13 protein-coding genes, 1 tRNA gene and 1 pseudogene are annotated in these 21976 nt (G+C 56.0%); 13 read left to right on the forward strand and 2 right to left on the reverse strand.

Annotation, left to right across the window (positions count from 1 at the left end; genetic code table 11):
- The first annotated feature begins 154 nt into the window (after nucleotides 1-154).
- From WX88_RS01320 to WX88_RS01330, 3 genes are all read left to right on the forward strand, one after another.
- Nucleotides 155-3061 carry a DUF7948 domain-containing protein gene (locus WX88_RS01320; RefSeq protein ID WP_082115777.1) on the forward strand — a complete coding sequence of 969 codons (2907 nt, stop codon included), beginning with the start codon at nucleotides 155-157 and terminating at the stop codon, nucleotides 3059-3061.
- Nucleotides 3062-3647: 586 nt separating this feature from the next.
- Nucleotides 3648-6431, forward strand: coding sequence for a DNA gyrase/topoisomerase IV subunit A (locus tag WX88_RS01325; RefSeq protein ID WP_046243037.1), 2784 nt, complete (start codon nucleotides 3648-3650; stop codon nucleotides 6429-6431).
- 83 nt (nucleotides 6432-6514) lie between these two features.
- Nucleotides 6515-7522, forward strand: coding sequence for a tetratricopeptide repeat protein (locus tag WX88_RS01330; RefSeq protein WP_046242499.1), 1008 nt, complete (start codon nucleotides 6515-6517; stop codon nucleotides 7520-7522).
- Nucleotides 7523-7650: 128 nt separating this feature from the next.
- Here WX88_RS01330 and WX88_RS01335 read toward each other — a convergent pair whose 3' ends face one another.
- Complete coding sequence (locus tag WX88_RS01335) at nucleotides 7651-10350, reverse strand: T9SS type A sorting domain-containing protein (protein ID WP_046242500.1); 2700 nt, start codon at nucleotides 10348-10350, stop codon at nucleotides 7651-7653.
- 342 nt (nucleotides 10351-10692) lie between these two features.
- On the opposite strand from WX88_RS01335, the gene WX88_RS01340 reads away from it, so the two are divergent.
- The 5 genes and pseudogenes from WX88_RS01340 (at nucleotide 10693) to rplT (ending at nucleotide 15640) form a co-directional block, all read left to right on the forward strand.
- Complete coding sequence (locus WX88_RS01340) at nucleotides 10693-11829, forward strand: tetratricopeptide repeat protein (protein ID WP_046242501.1); 1137 nt, start codon at nucleotides 10693-10695, stop codon at nucleotides 11827-11829.
- 187 nt (nucleotides 11830-12016) lie between these two features.
- Nucleotides 12017-13948, forward strand: coding sequence for a threonine--tRNA ligase (thrS, locus tag WX88_RS01345; protein ID WP_046242502.1), 1932 nt, complete (start codon nucleotides 12017-12019; stop codon nucleotides 13946-13948).
- Between the two features lie 231 nt (nucleotides 13949-14179).
- Nucleotides 14180-14737: pseudogene (gene infC, locus WX88_RS01350) on the forward strand (translation initiation factor IF-3); the annotation flags it as partial.
- Between the two features lie 198 nt (nucleotides 14738-14935).
- Complete coding sequence (gene rpmI, locus WX88_RS01355) at nucleotides 14936-15130, forward strand: 50S ribosomal protein L35 (RefSeq protein WP_046242504.1); 195 nt, start codon at nucleotides 14936-14938, stop codon at nucleotides 15128-15130.
- A 165-nt stretch (nucleotides 15131-15295) separates the two neighbouring features.
- Nucleotides 15296-15640, forward strand: a complete 345-nt coding sequence (gene rplT, locus WX88_RS01360) for a 50S ribosomal protein L20 (protein WP_046242505.1) — start codon at nucleotides 15296-15298, stop codon at nucleotides 15638-15640.
- Between the two features lie 211 nt (nucleotides 15641-15851).
- On the opposite strand, the gene WX88_RS01365 is transcribed toward rplT, so the two are convergent.
- Nucleotides 15852-15925 (reverse strand) — tRNA-Met (locus WX88_RS01365).
- 133 nt (nucleotides 15926-16058) lie between these two features.
- Between WX88_RS01365 and WX88_RS01370 the strand changes: the two genes are divergently transcribed.
- The 5 genes from WX88_RS01370 to WX88_RS01390 all read left to right on the forward strand — a co-directional run bounded on the left by WX88_RS01370 (nucleotide 16059) and on the right by WX88_RS01390 (nucleotide 21845).
- A complete protein-coding gene (locus tag WX88_RS01370) occupies nucleotides 16059-16472 on the forward strand; it encodes an START-like domain-containing protein (RefSeq protein WP_046242506.1) in 414 nt (137 codons plus the stop codon).
- 110 nt (nucleotides 16473-16582) lie between these two features.
- Nucleotides 16583-18028: an LptF/LptG family permease gene (locus WX88_RS01375; RefSeq protein WP_046243038.1), complete on the forward strand. Its 1446-nt coding sequence runs from the start codon at nucleotides 16583-16585 to the stop codon at nucleotides 18026-18028.
- A gap of 182 nt (nucleotides 18029-18210) precedes the next feature.
- On the forward strand, nucleotides 18211-18486 hold the full coding sequence (rpsO, locus tag WX88_RS01380; protein ID WP_046242507.1) for a 30S ribosomal protein S15: 276 nt from the start codon (nucleotides 18211-18213) through the stop codon (nucleotides 18484-18486).
- Between the two features lie 202 nt (nucleotides 18487-18688).
- Nucleotides 18689-20860 (forward strand): polyribonucleotide nucleotidyltransferase, encoded by a 2172-nt coding sequence (gene pnp / locus WX88_RS01385; RefSeq protein WP_046242508.1) that lies wholly within the window; start codon nucleotides 18689-18691, stop codon nucleotides 20858-20860.
- 121 nt (nucleotides 20861-20981) lie between these two features.
- Nucleotides 20982-21845, forward strand: coding sequence for a sigma-70 family RNA polymerase sigma factor (locus WX88_RS01390; RefSeq protein WP_035566352.1), 864 nt, complete (start codon nucleotides 20982-20984; stop codon nucleotides 21843-21845).
- The last annotated feature ends 131 nt before the right edge of the window (nucleotides 21846-21976 follow it).

Here is a 21976-nt window from a genome sequence, read left to right on the forward strand (position 1 = left end):
TTGGGTGGGCTATTACGTCTGCTATTGGATGATAAAAGTTGCTCAGGTCAAATTGCTTCAACCTTTATTTAGGAGTGCGGTGGCCGCGCCCTTATCCATGCTTGGCCTGTACATTTGACATCATACTTTTCTCCTTATTCATGACAGAATTTTTATGCGCTTCTCATTAGTTATGGGTTTTTTATTGGCTACCGGGGTAGCTAGGGCCGCTATCCCGGTAGCCCAACTGCCCTTCGTGGCCAACAAAGGCCAGTGGATAGAGCAGGTGAAGTTTGCCGTGACAATTCCCGGTGGCCAACTCTACCTCGAAAACAATTGCTTTACCTATCACCTCTACTCAGGTGCTTCCTCGGTCATTGAAGCCGCGGAGGCCCATCGGCCCGTGGCCAGCCACGCGTTTCGGGTAACGATGGTGGGAGCCGCCAGTGCGCCGGCTGTTGCCGGCGAAGAGCAGCAGGGTGCCTACCACAACTATTTTCTGGGTAACGACCCCGCCCATTGGGCCTCGCGCGTGCCCCTGTTTGCCGATGTGCGCTACCACGAAGCCTATCCCGGCGTAGACGTACGCTGGCATCAGCAAGCCGCTGGGCAGCTGGAATACGACTTCGAACTGGCCCCCGGTGCCCAACCCGCAGCTATCCGGCTGCGCTACGACGGCCTGGATGGCCTGGCCGTGACGGCCGAAGGGCATTTGCGGCTGCGAACCAGCGTGGGCGAGCTTCGGGAGGAGGCACCCGCGGCGTGGCAGATTTCGGCTACGGGGGAGCGCCGGCCGGTGCCCTGCCGTTTCGTGCTGCGCGGCAAGGAAGTCAGCTTCGCACTAGGCAAAGGCTATAACCCGGCCGAGCGCCTGGTTATTGACCCCGTCCTGCTATTCGCCACGTACTCTGGTTCGCCGGGTGGGATGTCGGCTAATACTACTATTTCCGATACGCAGGGCAATATGTACACTGGCAGCTACGTGCTCGGTCCCGGGTATCCGGTGACGCTTGGAGCCATCAAAGCCTCCTATACGAGTGGGAATATTGGCATTTCCAAACTCTCCGCTACCGGCAGTAATCTAATTTACGCCACCTATCTGGGAGGTACCACTTTTGCCGACGATTACCCATTAGACTTTGAAATTAATGCGGCGGGCGAACTACTGATGCTGGGCTACACCGGTTCCCCTAATTATCCCACCACCGTTGGGGCTTACGACCGGGCGCTAGGCAGCGGCGGCTTGCCTGGCCGCGACCTGGTTATCACGCGCCTGAATGCGACCGGCACCAGTATCCTCGCGTCTACTTTTCTGGGTGGTAGTGGAAGTGAAGGAACCTCAACCTCGTTTATACCGGCCAGCATTGCCATCGATCCAGCCGGGGATGTCCTGGTGGTGAGCAGCAGTACTTCTACTGATTACCCACTGCTCAATGCGCAGCAACCAACCTACGGGGGCAATACCGACGGTGTGCTGACCCGGTTGAACTCCGCCCTAACGGCCTTGCGCTGGTCAACGTACGTGGGTGGCAGCAATGCCGACCGACTCCTGGATGTGAAAGTAGCCCCGTCGGGCGAGGTTTACGTGTGCGGCAGCACGCTGAGCACCAACCTGCCGGTGGGCGCGGGCGGCCTACTACCGTCGGCTCCCAATGCTGGCGCTAGTTTTGGATTAAGCGACGGGTTCGTGTTGCGCTACAGCGCCGCGGGCGCCCGTTTGGCCGGAACATATCTGGGTACAACGAACAACGACGTCGCCCGCTTTCTCGATTTTGATGCCGCGGGCAATGTGTTGGTTGGCGGCGCCAGCGAAGGCAACTACCCGCGCACTGCCGGCGCATATAGCGCGGTGGTGCCTGGTACGGCCGGGGTATTCGTGCACGCCCTGCCCCCCGGGCTGAACAGCACCGTGTTTTCTACCCAAATAAGTGTGGTAGCATTAGGCGCGTTAAATAACTCGAATGTGCTGACGGGATTTGGCCGGGATGCCTGCGGCCGACTGTATTTCAGCTCGTACGCAGGCTTTATTAGCGCCCCCGGTTGTCCCCGCACTCCCGATGCCTTCAGCAACCAGCCGCGCAGCCTTTACCTAAGCGTGCTTGCGGAGGGTGCGACGGCCCTGCTCTACGGCACTTACATCGGCGAACCCAATATCAGCAGTTCAACTCCTTCAACTACTCACCTGCATTTTGCGGCGTCCAACCAGATAACCCGCGCCGGGGTGTTGTACCACATTACCTGCAACCTTGGCAGAGGGTTTGGCACCACGCCGGGGGCCTATTCGGCCGGCCTGACAGGTTCCAACGATGCGGCCGCTTTCAAGTTTAACCTGGCGCCGGGAGGCAGCGTCCCGACACCTGTGCAGTTGGCCGTGCCCACGCCCGCGCCAGGGTGCAGCCTGCCTTATACCTTGCAGTTCGTTAACAACTCCACGGGCTCGTTGCTCTACAGCTGGGATTTTGGCGATGGCACGCCGCTCGATACGGCTAAGGCTCCGCGCCACATTTATACCACCGCCGGCAACTTCACGGCCCGCGTGACGGGCACGCCCCGGCCCAATGCCAACCAATGCGGGGGCACCACTGCCTCCGTGAGCGTTCCGGTAGTGGTAATCGCCAACCCGGTGAGGTCAGTGCCAGATTCGTTGCGATGCGGCAGCCTGCTCGTGCTCGACCCCGCGCGGCTTACCCCGTTGGTGAGCGGCCGGACTTATAAATGGAGCACTGGTGCCGAAACGCCCACGCTGGGCGTAACCACCCCGGGCCGCTACCGCGTCGAAATAGAGCAGGGGTTGCCCTGCCCGGCCGTGGTAGAATACGAGGTGAAGCTGAGTCAGCTATTCGACCTGCCTAATATTCTTACTGCCAACGGCGATAGGTTAAATGCTGTTCTAAAGATTCCTGCTTCCTACGGGACGCCCGAGCTTAAGGTCTTCAGCCGGTGGGGGCGTCTAGTGTACGAAACTGCGGCCTACCACAACGACTGGACCGGCGCCAGCCTGCCCGCTGGTGTATACTATTATTCGGTGCGCCAGCCTTCGTGCGACATCAATATCAAGGGTTGGGTGGAAATAGTGCGGTAATAAAAAGGCAACTTAGCCGGCCACATCAGGCGAAAAAAAAGCCCTACTTGGGAATTATATTAAATTGTTTCGTATGTTTGGGACGTCGCCTAGGGGTAGACTAGCCGACACATTCCACGGAAAAGCCCGAGCCCTTGGCTCGGGCTTTTTTTTGTGCTAATCCAAAAGGCAAAAAGAGGAGCTTATGAGTGCCAATAATGGGGCCGGTTTAGCTATTTTTTTTAGCTTGCTTCTTGATGAAAAATTGCTGTAATTTGAAGGCTGGATTAGATTTCTCTTACTTAGTAGACTCAAACGATATTTTGAGTGCGCTAATATTTTTGGGAACTTTCCAGCTATGGTTAGAATTGTAGTTTGTTGCGCTCCGCGCTGATTCCGGTATTTTTGACGGCGTTCGCCGACCTCATTCGTTTCCCTCGTGGCCACTCTCGATACTTCTGCTTCCGACTCGTTAGACGAAAATTTTTTGCAGCCCGGTGATTCGGTAGATTTTGACCTAACCGATTTCTCGCCGGCTGCCGCCGGTGCAGAAGAGCCCGCCTCATTTGCTGGGGAGGTCCTTCCGGAAACCGATGTGCCGGCCACTATGGCTGCTGCGGATTTGTTCGGTACACTTCGGCCTGATGAAGCCACACCGGAGCCCGAGACGGAGGAAGAGCCCAAGTTTGCCCCCGGCGAAACCATTCACGACGTGGCGACGGTGAAGGGCATGTACCAGAACTGGTTTCTGGACTACGCCAGCTACGTGATTCTGGAGCGGGCCGTACCGGCTATCGAAGACGGTCTCAAGCCCGTGCAGCGGCGCATCCTGCATGCCATGAAGGAGATGGATGACGGCCGTTTCAACAAAGTGGCCAACGTCATCGGCCAGACTATGCAGTACCACCCCCACGGCGACGCCAGCATCGGCGACGCCATGGTGAACCTGGGCCAGAAGGACCTGCTCATCGAAACGCAGGGTAACTGGGGCGATATCCGGACTGGCGACGGCGCCGCCGCCCCCCGCTACATCGAAGCGCGCCTTTCGAAGTTTGCCCTTGACGTTGTGTTCAACCCCGACACCACCGAGTGGCAGCTCAGCTACGATGGCCGTAAGCGCGAGCCTACTACGCTGCCCGTAAAATTCCCGTTGCTGCTGGCCCAAGGCGTGGAAGGCATTGCCGTGGGGCTGAGCACTAAGATTATGCCCCACAACTTCCGCGAGCTGTGCAAGGCGAGTATTGATGTGCTACGGGGCAAGGAGGTGCAGCTGTTTCCGGACTTCTCGACCGGGGGCCTCTGCGACGTGAGCAACTACAACTCGGGGCTGCGCGGGGCCAAGATACGCCTGCGCGCTACCATCGAGAAGGTGGACAAAACCCTGCTCATTATCCGCGACATCCCCTACGGCACCACCACCACGGCGCTGATGGAGAGCATCGTGAAGGCTTCGGAAGCCAATAAAATCAAGATTAAGAAGGTAGTCGATAATACGGCGAAGGACGTGGAAATTCAGGTGCAGCTGCCCGCCGGCGTGTCGCCCGACCTGACCATGGATGCCCTCTACGCCTTTACCGACTGTGAAATCAGCATCTCGCCCAACACCTGCGTCATCATCGACGAAAAGCCCCGTTTCGTGGGTGTGGAGGACGTGTTGCGGCAAAGCACCAAGGCCACTGTGCGCCTACTGGAGCGAGAACTGGAAATCCGGCAGGACGAGCTGTGGGAGAAGTGGCATAATGCCTCGCTGGAGAAAATCTTCATCGAAAACCGCATCTATCGGAAAATTGAGGAGTGCGAAACTTGGTCCGATATTCTCGAAACCATCGACAAGGGGTTGAGAAAATTTGTGCGCGTAGCAGGGGAGAAGGCCCGGACTGACGACCAGCGCATTGTGCTGCGCCGTGCGATTACGGAGGAAGACCTGACCCGTCTGACCGAAATCCGTATCAAGCGCATCTCAAAATTCGACGGTTTCAAGGCCGACGAATACATTCAGCGGCTCGAAACCGAGTTGGCCGAAGTAGCCGACCACCTCGCTAACCTGACCCGCTACGCCATTCACTATTTCGAGGGCCTGCTGAAAAAGTACGGCGCGGGCCGTGAGCGCAAAACCCAGCTCCGCACCTTCGACGTGGTCACGGCCCAGAAAGTGGCCATTGCCAACCAGAAACTGTATGTGAACCGGGCCGACGGCTTCGTGGGCTATGGCCTGAAAAAAGATGAGTTGGTCTGCGACTGCTCCGATTTGGATGACATCATTGCCATCAAACGCGACGGCACCTTCACGGTAACCAAAATCGCGGAAAAAACCTTTGTGGGCCGCGACATTCTGCACGTGGGCGTATACAACAAGAACGACGACCGGCTGGTGTATAACATGGTGTATCTGGATGGTGCTTCGGGTATTAGCTTCGCTAAGCGCTTCCTGGTTTCGGGCATCACCCGCGACAAAACCTACGACCTCACTAAGGGTACCAAGGGCACTAAAACCCTTTACCTGACTGCTAATCCCAATTCCGAGTCGGAAATCGTAAATATTCAGCTTAGTGATAAGGCTCCGGCACGGGTGAAGCAGTTTGACTTCGACTTTGCTGAGCTCAGCATCAAGGGCAAAGGCTCGATGGGCAATATTGTAACTAAGCAGCCCATCAAGAAAATTACTCAGAAAACGCTGGGCGACTCCACCCTGGGCGGCCGCGAAATCTTCTTCGACAGCGTGGTGGGCCGCCTCAACACGGCTGGCCACGGCCGCTACCTGGGCACTTTTGATACTGAAAACCACGTGCTGGTGGTCTTTAAGGATGGGAGCTATGAGCTTACCACACCCGACCCCGCCAACCACTACGATGTGCCTAATATTGTGTTGCTCCGCAAGCACGAGCCGGATTTAGTGCTTAGCGCGGTATACATGGATGGTGAAACGAAAATCCATTACGTCAAGCGTTTCAAAATCGAAACCACCACGGTGGGCAAGCGCTTCACTTTCATCGCCGAAACCAAGGGCTCGAAGCTACTGGCCGTGACGGCTAACCCCGAGCCACTGGTAGAGGTGAAGATTCAAAAGGACAAGAAGGCCGATAAGGAAACCGAGAAAATTGCGCTGCACGAGTTCATCGACGTGAAGGGTTGGAAGGCAATGGGTAACAAGCTCAACTACTTCAAAATCCACGCCCTGACCCTGCTCACCGACGAAGGCCCCGAGCCTCAGCGTCGCGAAATAACCAGAAAGCGGATGGCAGTGGCCCTGCCCAAAGTGAGCGAAAGCGGGGGCGCAACGACCAGCACCGCCGCCCCCGAGCCCGCTGGGCCTGTGGATGTAACGGCCGAAGAGGTAGCGCAGGCGCGAGAGTTGCTCAAGCGGCCCAAGGCACAATTAGGCTTGTTCTGAGCTTGTGTGAGTTATAGCTAATGGCCCATAGAACTCAGCGGTAGCGGTTCGCGTTTGGGCCGGTGGCCTGTTTCTTTGCCTTTATGCTTTTTCTATTCCGGTTGTGCTTTGTCGTTCTCGCCAGGTCGTGGCGGAACTGGCTGCTGGTGCTGCTGCTGTGGGGCGTGGCGTGGCCAGCGGCCGGGCAATTCCGGTTACGAATCCCTAGGAAGACTACTTCGGCGAAAGTTACTCCGGTTGTCAATGTCCCTCCCAACGCCCCGCCCGCCGACCCACCCGCGGTGCGCGTGAAACTGTTTCAGGCCGCGAGGCTGGCCAATAGTTTTAAAGATTCCGAAGCTCTGGCGGTTTACCAAGAAGTCCTCAAGGCAACACCGGCTCACTATTTGGCCCTGTGGCAGTCAGCGGTACTCAGCGTGAAAATAGGTAGTCGCTATTCCGATGAAACCCGTAAATCGGCCTACTTCGACGCGGCTCGCCAGTATGCCGACCGTGCCTTGCTCGTCCAACCCGAAGGTGGCGAGAGCAACTATGCGGTGGCCCTCGCCTTATTTAAACAAGCTACATTGTACCGTGCCAGGGCGCGTTTGGCGGCCTTCCGTGAGCTGCGTTCCCACGTGTACTTGGCCGTCAAGCATCGCCCCGATCTGCCCGAGGCTTGGCAGTTGCTTGGCCGCTGGCAGTATCGTGTGGCACACTATAATCTACTCGAACGGATCTATAGCAACCTACTACTCGGCGGTGTACCCGATGGTGGCAATAGCCGTGAGGCCATGCAGAGCCTGGAAAAAGCCCATCAGCTAGCCCCGCAGAATATTCAGTTTTGCTACGACTTGGCCCGAATGTGCGTTTATCAGGGCCGCCGACGTCGCGCCATTGAAATACTGCGCGAGGCCGAGAAAATACCGCCTCTAACCAGCGACGACTTGGTTGTGAGTCGCCTATGTCGCAAAATGCTGCCGCCCTTGCAACGGGCCGATGCACGACGGCAGCGCCGCATGGGTCAGCGAAGCGTACCGGTATTCCCGCCGCCCGTGGTCACGCCTGATTCTACCCGTTTCCCCACCGATACGCTCAGCCGCAAGCAATAGTAGGGTAAAAGGGCGCCGCAGGATGGCCATTTATTCAGAGCATTTTTGGAGCCAGTGTAGAGTCAGCCAGCGGGTTAGTGGATTAAAAGTTCGCGCTACTATGCGGCAAATCAGAGGCGGTCCTACGCTTACTGCTTTACTACCTGACGGCTGCTTTGCCGGCCGTTGCTGTATACCGTGAGCGTATACGTGCCGGGAGCTATGCTGGCCGGCACGGGTACCGTTACTTGACGTGCGATGGGGCGCATGGTGCTGGTCAAAAGGCGGCGGCCCAAAGCATCAGTAAGAGTGACGGTAACGTCGGCCGCCTGGCTGGGGGCCAGCTCCAGGTGGAGTTCCGTGGTGAAGGGGTTTGGGTAAGTCTTGGTCAGCAACGCTAGCGCGGCGGGTTTGGCCGCCAATGGCACGCTCGCGAGCACATCAGTGGTGAATAGGCCCCGACCGTGGGTGGCCGCAACCACTAGCTGGTCGCCCGCCCGGTAGCGCAGCATGTCGACTCGAGTGTTGATAGGTCCGTTACTGGCTGGGGCCCAGACCGTTCTGGTCCCATTCAGCAGTTCGGTTGAGTACACGCCCATCTCGGTAGCCAGCAGCGCGCGGGCGGTATTGCTAGGGTCAAATAAAGCCCAGCGCACGGGCATGTCGGGGAGTGAGCCTTCTACAGCCGTCCAGGTGGGGCTCGTGGCTTCTGCATTACGCGACTCGAACACGCTCACTACCCCGTAATTGGCGTACGTGACCAGTAAATGCTGTTCGTCGCTCGGGTCGACCGCAATGCATGAAACTGACGTGTTGGACGTACCCGTTAACAAGGTGGTTACTACAGGCGTGGTCGTGCTGGCATCATCCACACGTAGCACCAGCCCGGTATTGGTACCCACGTAAATACGCTTATTGGTGCCGGGCGATACCGAAATGCGTGTGACGGTGCCGGCTACACCCAGGCTCTGTGTAATAGTAGTGGGCGCAGCGGAGACGGGAATGCCGGCATTGGTCCAGACAAGGTAGTTGCCGGCGCTGTAAGCCGCATAAAGCACCCTTTGCCGGCTGTCGTAGTCGAAGGGATTGATGAAGGAGCCCAACTTTTCATCAATCTTGTAATAGGTGAACGAAGTCCCGCCATTGATGGATCGGAAGTATTGATTATAAACATAACTGCTGAATTGCACCTGCGGGTTAGTCTGATCAATGGCGCAGAAGCCGCCATCACCGCCAGAAACCGGAGTGGTAGTGCCCAGTCCAGCAGCTGTAAACTTCTGAGTCCCGTTGTCCTGAGACCCAGCCAAAAAATAATTGTAGTTAGTGGGGTGCATAGCAACTGAATAAAACTGCGTCACATTCAGCCCATTGTTGCGATTGGAGAAGGCCGTGGTAGGTGCGCCAGCATTGCTTGAATAAAATACCCCACCGTCGTTGCCAAAATAGGCCTTAGTAGCCGCCGTGCCCGGCACTGGGGGCACAAAGGCGATGGCGTGGTGGTCGGCGTGAACGAAGAAGCTGAGGTTGGGTGAAGCATTCCAAAAGCTAGAATGAGTCCACGTCACCTGAGTAGGGTCGGCTATAGCGCCGTTATTGGTTAGCCATAGGTCGAGGCCGCCCACGTACACCACGTTGGGGTCAGTAGGCGATACGCCTATAATGAGGTCGTACCAGCTTTGTCCATTGGTAAAGTCGAAGGTGGGGTCCGCCGCCGTGGCTCCGGGGCGGGCCATCACCGTCCAGGTATCGCCGTAATCGAGCGAACGGTACATGTCCAGCAAGGGGCGGCCACTGGCGCTGGATTGAAACAGCGCATACAGGCGATTGGGGGCAGAGGGAGCACAGGCCAGCTCAATACGCTGGTAGCCGGTGGTAGGCAAGCCCGAAGTGGCTACGTTGTTCAGTTTGGTCCAAGTGCCGGGGTTGCCAGTGGGCGAGCGGTAGATGCCGTCGGTGGAGAAGATTCCGAATGAAGCATATAAGGTGTTGTCGGCCCCGATTTCCAAGTCAGCGGCCCGGGGCGTGAGCGTGGCCGGGCTGGTGAATTGGCCTAGTACCAGGTTCCAACTGGTACCCGCATTTTGGCTGCGCCACAGTCCAGTGCGGGTGGCGGCGTACACGTCCCCCGTGACGGGGTGCACTATCAGCTTCTGCACGAAGTAAAAATCCTGGTTGTTGGTACTTGACAGATGAGTCCAACTCACTCCGTTGTCGCTGGATTTCCAGATACCAGCTCCCCGAATGGCATCGGAATTAAAGAAGCCTTCGCCCGTGCCGCAGTATAGCACTTGAGGGCTGGTGCCCGGCGCGGCCACGATGGTGGTTACGGCTAGGTTAGTTAGGCTGGCATTCACGCTTTGCCACTGTACACCGGCGGTGGTAGCATTGGTGGTTTTCCAGAGGCCACCGCCAGCTGCGCCAGCCCACAGGGTATTGCCCGTGGGGTCGGTGGGGTCTACCAACAGGCTTCGAATTCGGCCTGCCACATTCGAGGGGCCGCGCTCGGCCCAGTTGGCACCGGTCAAAGTGCCAGCCGTAGAGCGTTGCTGGCCTCGAGCGGCCACCACGGCATCATTATAGCGAGCTGCTGCCAGCAGGCGCTCGCGTGGTACGGTGCCGGTAGCTGGGTCGCGAGTAAGAGCAATGTCCTGCTCCAGGGCCTTATCGGGGCGGTCAGGATACTCCCGGTCACCGTCGTTGTCGCCTTCTTCCTCGTCTTCGAATAATTGGCTTACCAAGGCCGGGCCGGAAGTTGGCCGCTGCGCAAAATGAAAGGTACCGGTAAAAAAAAGTCCCATCAGGCCCACGGCCAGGGCTTGCCGCAGACGGGAAGAGTAATCTTGATTCATTTAAAAGATAGTTTGGCAGGAAAGCAGAGCGCTAGATAAAACAAAGTTACGGGCAGGGCAATGGGAAATATCTTCTGTTATTATAGTTTTATAAACCGTTTAAGTTGGCGGTTGATTGAATTAGGAATAAGGTAGGCTTTCTGCTGCGGAGAAACAAAACATGCAGTGGTCTTAACTAATAGCGACGAAATCGTCTACAGGTATCGCAAAAGCCCCTTGGGCAAACAAGCTAACTTAGAATAATTTTTACGAAGTATGAATGCCGTCACCAAACGGCGGTTAAGGTGGGCAGCGGTCCGCAGTGCTTATTTTTGATCCTGGCTGTGCAGCGGCTGTTTACTCATGTGGCGTTATTTGTTTTTGTTGCTGGCCCTGTTGGCCTCCTGTCAGGCTACCCCTACCGAGCGGGCGGATACTCTCGTGGACTTGGCCACTGTGCAGAGCGGCCCTCGCGTGCAAGCTGATGAGCTGAACGGGGCCATTATGCGCGAGCCCCGCAATGCCGCGCTGCTGGCGCGTCGCGCCAGCTTGCGCTTAGCTGCTGGCCAGCCCCAGGCCGCCCTCACCGACGTCGCCGCCGCCATCGACATCGATGACTCCGATGGGAGCCTTTATTTCCTGCAGGCGCGGGCTCTTCGGGCCCTTGGCCAATTGCCGGCGGCGCTGGCTGCTGCCCGCCAGGCTGCTGCCCACGGGTTTTTGGGGCCGGAGTTGCCGCTACTGGTGGGCGAAACCCATTTAGCGGCTCGCAATTACGCTGCAGCTCTCGACAACCTCGACCGCACCCTGCGGCTCGATCCCGACCAGCCTGCTGCCTTATTCTACAAGGGCTTGGCCTATGCAGCTACCAGCGACACCTCCACTGCCGTACAATACTTGCAGGATGCCCTAGCCCGGGACCCTCGGGAGCCCGAAATTCTCCATCAATTAGCTTTCCTGCTCAATGCCTGGCGCGTGCCCTCAGATGCCGCCCACTACGCTGCTTTAGGCATGCGGCTCGACACTACATCGGGCCTGCTGTGCTACGACTATGGCCGGCAGTTGGAGTTGCAAGGCCGCCCCGATAGTGCCCTCTGGTATTATCGGCGGGCTTTGGAGCTTGACACTACTGTGTATCGGGCGGATTATCGCCTGGGGCTGGCCGCCGCTAAAGAGCGCCGCCCCGCGGTCGTCATCCTGCACCTGACACGGGCCCTGCGCCGCAACCAGCGCCTACCCGAAGCACGGGCTTTATTAGCCGAAGCTCTCGAAGCTCAAAACCGCTTGTCCGAAGCCCTGGCTCAGTACCGTCTGCTCGTGGCCGAAAATCCGGGTAATACGCACTGGACCTTCAAAGTCTGGAAAACCAACGAGCGGGTGCAGGCCCTGCTACCTGACAGCCTACGCACCGCGCCGCGCTATTATTACCGCCGCCCCGCCGCTCCCGTGCGTCCACAGCCCATTACTCCTTTGCCAGCCTTACGGCCCAAGGCCAGCTAGCTACTGAATAAATATTCTGCTTCTACGCATGCGGGCAAGAGTAGCGGGCCATGACCGGTTTTCTTGTCGCTTCCGAGACGCTCTACACTGATAATTCCTCACTTGTCATTCCTGATTCTGCCTCAAGCGAAGCGTCAGAGGTGTAACTTGCGTCGGCTTTGCGCTCATTGCAGGCCGTAATTTACATATGCTTAACATCACCCTCCCTGACGGCTCGGTTCGCCCGGTCGAGCCGGGTACGACTGGTTACGACCTCGCCGCTAGCATCAGCGAAGGTCTGGCCCGTAACGCTTTGGCTATACGCGTCAATGGCGAAGTGCGCGACCTGCACCGCCCTTTCACCCACGATGCTACTGTCGAAATCCTGACTTGGAACGACGAAGCCGGCAAGGCTACCTATTGGCATTCTTCGGCCCATCTCATGGCCGAAGCCCTCGAATCGCTGTATCCCGGCGTGAAACTGGCCATCGGCCCAGCCATCGAAAATGGCTTTTATTACGATGTCGATTTGGGCGAAGGCCGGAGCATTTCGAGCGAAGACTTTCCAGAAATCGAAAAGAAGATGCTGGAGCTGGCCAAGAATAAAAGCCGCTACATCCGTCAGGAAATTTCGAAGGCCGATGCCATCGCCTATTTCACCGAGAAACAAGACCCCTACAAGCTCGAACTCCTCGAAAACCTCGAAGACGGCCACATCACCTTCTACACGCAAGGCGGTTTCACCGACCTCTGCCGCGGTCCGCACATTCCCGATACCGGCACCATCAAGGCGGCCAAGCTGATGAACGTGGCCGGCGCCTACTGGCGCGGCGATGAGAAAAACAAGCAGCTCACCCGGCTCTACGGTATAACCTTTCCCAAGGCCAAGGACCTCACCGAGTATCTCGAACGCCTTGAAGAAGCCAAGCGCCGCGACCACCGCAAACTGGGCAAAGAGCTAAAACTGTTTGCTTTCTCCGAAAAAGTAGGAGCGGGGCTGCCTCTGTGGTTGCCCAAAGGTACCGCCCTGCGTGAGCGCCTCGAGCAGTTCCTGCGCCGTGCCCAAGTGAAAGCCGGTTACTCGCCCGTCGTGACGCCTCACATCGGTGCCAAGGAGTTGTATGTAACCAGTGGCCACTATGAGAAATACGGTGCCGACTCGTTTCAGCCCATCAAAACGCCCAATCCCGGCGAGGAATTCTTTCTCAAGCCGATGAACTGCCCACACCACTGCGAAATTTACAAAACCGAGCCCCGCAGCTACCGCGACCTGCCCGTGCGTCTGGCCGAGTTCGGCACTGTGTACCGCTACGAGCAGAGTGGGGAACTCCACGGCCTGACGCGGGTGCGCGGCTTCACGCAAGATGATGCCCACATCTTTTGCCGCCCTGACCAAGTAAAGGACGAGTTTAAGAAGGTGATTGACATCGTGCTTTACGTGCTGAAAGCGTTGGATTTTCCCGACTTTACGGCCCAAATCTCACTCCGCGACCCGGATAACAAGTCCAAATACATTGGTTCCGATGAGAACTGGACTCGGGCCGAAACAGCTATTCAGGAAGCGGCGCTGGAAAAGGGCCTCAACACGGTAACTGAATTGGGCGAGGCCGCCTTTTATGGCCCCAAGCTCGATTTCATGGTGCGTGACGCCCTTGGTCGCCGCTGGCAGCTCGGTACCATTCAGGTCGATTACAACCTGCCCGAGCGGTTCGACCTGGAGTACGTGGCCCCTGACAACACCAAACAGCGCCCCGTGATGATACACCGGGCGCCATTTGGCTCGTTGGAGCGCTTCGTCGCCGTGCTCATTGAGCACTGCGGGGGTAACTTCCCGCTCTGGCTCACCCCCGAACAGTTCATCGTGCTTCCCATTTCGGATAAGTACATCGACTACGCCAACGAGGTGAAAGCCCAGTTGGAGCAACGCGAACTGCGCGGAACCGTTGATGCCCGCGACGAGCGGATCGGGCGCAAAATTCGCGATGCCGAAATGGGCAAAATTCCTTATCTATTAGTAGTAGGGGAGAAGGAAGCGCAGGATAACATTATTTCGGTGCGCAAGCATGGCGAAGGCGACCTGGGCTCCATGCCATTGGATGCTTTTGTGAAAAGCGTGCAGAGCCAGATGGTAGAGGCATAAGGCTGTAATGCCAGCTTTCAATTGAGTAACTGTTAAGCAGTAAACGCTGGTGCATCGGTCGCAAGTAGCCCGTTCGACAATTATCCAATTGAAAGTTGGCGTTACTATGCTATGTAAGCTTGCCTTTCCAATTATAAATGCCGATATTTGCCCTCTGATTACCAGGCTATATCCAGCCTAAACCGCCCTTAATCTCATTTCCCGCCACTTTTTTAGCAGGAGGACCAAACCATAGCAGCTCCGAATCGTCGGTACGTGCCCCGCCAGCAGGTGGAAGAGCCGTTCAAAATCAATCAAAAAATCACGGCCCGCGAAGTGCGCCTTGTTGGCGACAACGTCGAGCAAGGTGTATATCCCATCGACCAAGCCCGGAAGATGGCCCAGGACCAAAATCTTGACCTCGTTGAGATTTCACCCACGGCCACGCCGCCCGTTTGCCGCGTCATTGACTACTCGAAATTTAAGTACGAGCAGAAGAAAAAAACGCGCGAGCTAAAGGCCAAGCAAACTAAGGTTGTCCTCAAGGAAATTCGCTTTGGTCCCAATACCGATGAGCACGACTTCGCTTTCAAAGTGAAGCACGCCCAGGAATTTTTGCGTGAAGGTGCAAAAATCAAGAGCTATGTGCATTTCGTAGGTCGCAGCATCGTCTTTAAAGAGCGGGGCGAAATCCTGCTGCTCAAGTTTGCCCAGGCCCTCGAGGACCTCGCCAAAGTAGAGCAACTCCCCAAGCTTGAGGGCAAGCGCATGTTCCTCTATCTCGCGCCCAAGGCAGCCGCCGTAGTGAAACCCACTGCCAAGCCCGCCACGTCTGACGCCAAGCCGGAGAAGAAAGCTCCAAAACCAGCCGAGGCCGCCGATAAAGCGCCTGAAGCTGCTCCGGCATCCACCGATGCGGAATAGATTTTACTCGGTTGAAGATGGCTTCCCGACCCTCGGTCGGTCAGCAATCAACAATCAACAACCAACCCTCCAATAACCACTACAATGCCGAAAGTAAAGACGAAATCCGGTGCTAAGAAGCGCTTTGCGCTCACCGGAACGGGCAAGGTGAAGCGGAAGCACGCCTTCAAATCTCACATTCTCACGAAGAAGACGACCAAGCAAAAGCGCGGCCTCACCCACACGGGCCTCGTGAGCAGCGCCGACATGAACCGCGTGCGCCAAATGCTGAACATTTAATTATGAATTAAAAAGTATGAATTAAAAATTGGTCGCCTTCTCGTCGGTTAGCTTTGATTCATAACTCATAAGTTTATAATTCATAATTTTTTTCAAACCAGGCTTCCGGCCGCAACTTAAGCTTCAGCAGATGCTGGGCGCCGGCTGCCAAAAACTCCCTAGGTTATGCCAAGAAGTGTCAACCACGTGGCCTCGCGCCACCGCCGTAAGAAAATCATGCGTTTGGCGAAAGGCTATTATGGCCGTCGCAAGAACGTGTGGACCGTAGCTAAGAACGCCGTTGAAAAAGGCCTCTTGTATGCTTACCGCGACCGTAAAGTAAAGAAGCGCGAATTTCGTGCGTTGTGGATTCAGCGCATCAACGCCGGTGCTCGTGAGCACGGCCTGTCGTATTCGCAGTTGATGGGTGGCCTGAAAAAGGCTGGCATCGAACTCAACCGCAAAGTATTAGCCGATTTGGCTTTGAACCACCCTGCCGCATTTCAAGGCATTGTGGAAAAAGTGAAATAATCGCTTTTATATGCTTTCAATCGAGAAAACGCTGGCCGCTGGGTTCAGCGTTTTCTTGTTTTGGACCCACGGGGTTAGCTTCAGTCGGGTTTATTTTCAATTCCAATAAATCACGTAGCTGTGCGTTATGCATTGCATATAGCGCACCTGCCTTCCGAAAAGGCATAAAACCAAAAAACCGCTCCAGCACGTGGCTGAAACGGTTTCGACGTAGCGGGAGGCGGGCTCGAACCGCCGACCTCAGGGTTATGAATCCTGTGCTCTAACCAGCTGAGCTACCCCGCCGGGTTTTTTTGTGGGTGCAAAGGTAGCGCTACAACCGGCCCCGACGCAAGGTTCAGGGCCAAAAAACACTGTATTTCTCGTGTGTTCTGCTTATCTTGTGTCGGCGGCGCTCGGGTCTCTTCGTCTTAGTCCTATGGCATTGCCTGATATTCAAATCAAAACGCGATTCGTAGTGGAATTCCCCATCAACGCTTCGCCCAAAATTCTTTTTCCATATCTGGCCACTGCCTCAGGTCTTGCCCAATGGTTTTGCGACGATGTGCGCTATGTAGAGGGGCAGCGCCTCAATTTCATTTGGGACCACGAGAACCATTACGCTGAGATTTTGGGCCAGCGTCTCAACCGTGCCATACGCTTCGTATTCCTCGACGAGCACCGCCAGTCAGTCCCAGATGCGAATTTTCTGGAATTCACTCTCGATTCGTCGCAGGTAACCGACGAAGTGTACCTACGAGTAATTGATTATTCCTCGGCTCAAGATGTCAGCGAGCAGCAGGAAATGTGGGAAGGCTTAGTAGCCAAATTGCGGGAGCAAGTAGGGGGGTGAGTAATAATTTGAGCGAGCAGACCTGTGAAGCATCGCTTGTTCGACGGTACTTTTTTACCCAAACATTCGTTTCATTGCTGGCAATAACCAAAAGCTCAGTACTGCATCTCATGCTCAAAAAGCTCGATAAGCTTATTCTTAAGGCCTTCGCTGGGCCGTTTCTGCTCACCTTCGCGGTAGTGCAGTTTATTTTACTCACGCATACGCTGCTCAAATACCTTGATGATATTATCGGTAAGGATTTGGGTACGGGGGTGCTATTACAATTGCTGTTTTACTTCAGCGTGCTCATTGTGCCCGTCTCATTGCCCTTGGCCGTGTTGCTTTCCTCGCTGATGACCTATGGTAACCTAGGCGAACACCACGAGTTGACGGCCATTAAAGCCTCCGGCATCGCCCTGACGCGGATTTTGCGGCCGGTGCTCCTGCTCACAATGGGCTTGGCGGTGGGAGCTTTCTGGTTCAACGAAACTATTGTGCCCCGCGCCAACCTCAAAGCTTATAGTTTGCTTTGGGATGTACGGCAGCAAAAGCTGGCCCTTGATATTCGGGAAGGGGTGTTCTACAATGGTATTCCGGGCTACACCATCAAGGTGGATAAGAAAACCGGGGAAAATGGTGACCGGCTGCACGGGGTGATGATATATGACCACACCCAGAAATCGGGTAACGCAGTGGTGATGCTGGCCGATTCGGGCCGCATGTTCACCCGGTTCAATGGTGGTTATCTGGGCCTGGAGCTATTTCACGGCCACAATTACGTAGAGCAGCCCGACGCTTCGAACCGAGCGGGTGCCAGCTTTGTCCGGCAGGGCTTCGACCACAACATGGTCACCTTCTCACTGGCATCGTTCGACTTGAACCGCACTAAGGAAGAGCTGTTTTCGACTAATCGGATGATGCTTAACATTGCGCAGCTGAAGCATTCCACCGATTCAGTGCAGAAGAGAATACGCATTGAGCATCATCAAATAACGCGACAGACCAATGGCTACTTCACCTTCCTCCGTTTCGACACCACGGGCCGCGCCGCCAGCCGCAAAGTCGAAGGTTGGCAGGTACCAACTACCCGCTTGGCGGCAACCACGGCCCCTATTATCCAACAGGCTACCAACCGCGCGAGTAATCTCCGGGCTTTCGCTAATTCCAACGCTGAGCGGCTGAATGAAATGGCGAAGAACTCGGCTTTGTTTCGCATTGAGGTGTACCGCAAGTATTCGCAATCGGTGGCGGTACTGCTGATGTTTCTGATTGGGGCACCGTTGGGCTCGATTATCAAAAAAGGTGGTTTAGGAGTGCCCATCCTGGTATCTATTCTCTTCTTTATTATCTACTACGTGCTTAGTATCATGGGCGAAAAGTACGGGCGCGAGTTTGTGATGCCCGTAGGAATAGGGATGTGGATGTCAAATTTAGTGCTGTTGCCCGCCGGGTTATTCTTTCTCTATCAAGCGTATAATGATTCTGGGTTGCTCGAACTTGACTTCTGGCGGCGGCTGCCCCAGCGATTGGGAATACCATCTTTGCGCAAGCTTACCGAGCCGACAGAAGAGTAAGAAGCACTGCCTGATGAAGCATCCCGGGCTACTTAACAGTAGCCGTAAAATGCCAGTAAAATTCTTGCATCGTGCTTTTATCCTGTTTTTAAATTGCGTACCTTTGCGGCACCCCAATGTGTGGGGTAGTCATTAATATTTTTCCTTACCTAAATCTAAGACGGGGTAACACCTATCAACTGATGAAACTGACCACCGAAACAAAGCAGGCGATTTTCGAAAAGAACAGCCTGCAAAAAGTTAAAACCGATACGGGTTCGGCTGAGGCCCAGATTGGCCTCTTTACCTACCGCATCAACCATCTCACTGAGCACCTTAAGGCCAACAAGAAGGACCACAGCACGCGTCTGGGCCTACTGAAGCTGGTAGGTAAGCGCCGCCGCATGTTGGATTACCTGCAACACCGCGAAATCAACCGCTACCGCGCTATCATCAAGGAGCTGGGCATCCGTAAGTAATTCCGGAATCTGAGAGTAGGGAGCCTTCTAACGAAGGTTCCCTACTCTTTTTTTGCTCGGGTCGGTTTGGCGCCGAGGCTGACCCGTGGCACTGTTTTATATCGGCGCGTTGTTGCCTGAATATCGTTGAGTAACGAGTGCCGCTGGCGGCATTCGTTTTTGGCTGCTCGCCCGCTGTCGCTTTTCCAAGCAAACCCCGCTGATGTCCCAACCCCACGCTATTACCAAATCCCTGGCGCTGCCCGACGGCCGTGTCATCTCCATTGAAACCGGCAAGCTGGCCAAATTCGCCGACGGCGCGGTCGTGGTTCGCCTCGGCGATACCATGCTGCTCGCTACGGTTGTATCAGCTCCGAGTCAGCGCGAAGGCGTTGACTTCCTGCCGCTATCGGTGGACTACCAAGAAAAATTCGGCTCGGCCGGCAAGATTCCCGGTTCGTTTCAGCGCCGCGAAGGTCGTCTGTCGGACTACGAAATCCTGGTCTGTCGTCTCGTCGACCGTATCCTGCGGCCGATGTTTCCCAAAGACTACCACTACGAGGTGCAGGTGATGATTACCCTCATCTCGGCCGATAAAGAAGTGCAGCCCGATGCCTTAGCCGCGCTGGCTGCTTCGGCGGCGCTCTCTATCTCGGACATTCCATTTGCCGGCCCGATTTCTGAAGTGCGCGTGGCGCGCATTGACGGGCAGTTCCAGATTAACCCCAAGACGTCGGACCTGGAGCGTGCCGATATGGACCTGATGGTGGGTGCCACCGCCGACTCCGTGGCCATGGTGGAAGGCGCCATGAAGGAAGTGAGCGAAGAGGAAATGGTTGCAGCTATTGCCTTCGGCCACGAAGCCATCAAGGCCCAGGTGCAATTGCAGAAAGAACTGGCTGAAGCCGTGGGTCGCACGGCTGAATCGCCCACTCGCGAGTACCCCAAATACGATGAAGACGAGGAGCTGAAAAAACGTATCCACGCCGCTGTTTACCAAGGTGCTTACGATGTGGCCCGGGCTGGTAACACTAGCAAGGCTGGCCGCAAAGAAGGCTTCTCGCAGGTGAAAAAAGCCTTCCTCGACCAGTTGATTGCCGAGCAGCCCGAACTGGACATGAAGATGTTCAGCCGCTACTATGGCTCGGCCGAGAAAAAAGCTATTCGCGACATGATGGTGAAAGAGCGGGTTCGTCTCGATGGCCGTCAGCTCACCGAAATCCGTCCTATCTGGTCAGAAATTAACTACTTGCCTGGCGCGCACGGCTCTGCCATCTTCACCCGCGGCGAAACCCAAAGCTTGACTACGGCCACGCTCGGGACTAAGCTCGATGAGCAAATCATCGACCAGCCGCTGACCAAGGGCTTCTCAAAGTTCATGTTGCACTACAACTTCCCTGGTTTCTCGACCGGCGAAGTGAAGCCGAACCGGGGCGCTGGTCGCCGCGAAATCGGCCACGGCAACTTAGCCCTGCGCTCGCTGCGCCAAGTGCTGCCTCCCGAAGAAGAAAATCCTTACACCATCCGCATTGTGTCGGACATCTTGGAGTCGAACGGCTCCAGTTCGATGGCCACGGTGTGTGCCGGCTCACTGGCGCTGATGGATGCGGGCGTGAAGATTTCGGCCGCGGTGGCCGGCATCGCCATGGGTCTGGTGCAGGACAAGGAAACCGGAGCGTACGCCGTGTTGAGCGATATTCTGGGCGATGAGGACCACCTCGGCGACATGGATTTTAAGGTTACCGGTACTGAGAAAGGCATTTGCGCCTGCCAGATGGACATCAAAATCCAGGGTTTGAGCAATGAGATTCTGACTGCCGCGCTGCACCAGGCTCGCGACGGCCGGTTGCACATTCTGGGCGAAATGGCCAAGACCATTGCCGCGCCCGCTGCCGAACTGAAGCCGCACACGCCACGTTCGCACAAGATGTTGATTGATAAAGAATTTATCGGTGCGGTGATCGGGCCGGGCGGTAAGGTCATTCAGCAAATTCAGAAGGACACCAACGCCACGGTGATTATCGAGGAGAAGGATGAGAAGGGCCACGTGAGCATCTACGCTTCCAACCAGGAGGACATGCAGGGTGCCATTGACCGCATCCGGGCCATCGCGGCCCAGCCGGAGGTGGGCGAAGTATACAAAGGCAAGGTGCGCAGCATTCAGCCCTACGGTGCGTTCGTGGAAATCATGCCAGGCAAAGACGGCCTGCTCCACATCTCGGAGGTGACGCATGAGCGGATTCAGACCCTGGAAGGCTTGTTGGAAGTGGGACAGGACATTGACGTGAAATTGGTGGAAATCGACAAGAAAACCGGCAAGTACCGGCTCTCGCGCAAGGTGTTGCTGCCGAAGCCCGAAGCAGCTACCGCCAGCAACGGCGAAGCTAAAGCGTAGCTTGACCCGAAAGTCCCGAACTAATGTCAGAGGGAGCCTGTTGACTTCCTCTGATTACGGGACTAGCCGGGCGGCTTTTTCTTACGTATAACCCCATCAGATATCGTTCTTACCTAGTCCCATGAGACAGTTAAAAATCAGTAAGCAGATTACCAACCGCGAGAGCCAGTCGCTGGACAAATATCTCCAGGAGATTGGCAAGGTTGATTTGCTCACGCCCGACGAGGAGGTGACGCTCGCGCAGCGCATTCGCGACGGGGACCAGCAAGCTTTGGAGAAACTCACGAAAGCTAACCTCCGCTTCGTGGTATCAGTAGCTAAGCAATATCAGAACCAGGGCCTGAGCCTTGGTGACCTTATCAACGAGGGCAATCTCGGTCTTATCAAAGCTGCTAAGCGCTTTGATGAGACCCGTGGCTTTAAATTCATTTCCTACGCCGTGTGGTGGATCCGTCAGTCCATCCTACAGGCCCTAGCCGAGCAGAGCCGCATCGTGCGGCTGCCCCTGAATCGGGTAGGCTCGTTGAACAAAATCAGCAAATCCTTCTCCGAACTGGAGCAGAAATTTGAGCGTGAGCCTTCACCTGAAGAAATTGCCGAGGTATTGGAGCTGACAACTTCCGAAGTTGTCGATACCTTGAAAATCAGTGGCCGCCACGTGTCTGTGGATGCGCCGTTTGTGCAGGGCGAAGAAAACCGCTTGCTCGACGTGCTCGAAAACGAAGACGAGGAGTCGCCGGATATGGCGCTGATGAACGACTCGCTTCGCAAAGAGGTGCAGCGCGCCCTGAGCACGCTCACCAAGCGTGAGGCCGATGTAATTACGCTGTACTTCGGGCTGAACGGGGAAGCCGCCCTGACCTTAGAGGAAATCGGCGAGAAGTTCAACCTGACCCGCGAGCGGGTTCGGCAGATTAAGGAAAAGGCGATTCGTCGCCTGCGGCACACGTCGCGCTCGAAAGCATTGAAGCCTTATCTCGGCTAACTTCTGCTTAGTTTTGTTGTTGAAAAGCCCCAACCGTTTGGTTGGGGTTTTTTGTATGGGTTTGCGCTCATCGGCGTCTACCGGACTGTGGCGCGCAGCCTTTGCTGCGCGGGCCAGTTGTGCCGTTAGCC

The organism is Hymenobacter terrenus, assembly GCF_000972495.1.
In the GTDB taxonomy this organism is placed as follows: Bacteria; Bacteroidota; Bacteroidia; order Cytophagales; family Hymenobacteraceae; genus Hymenobacter; species Hymenobacter terrenus.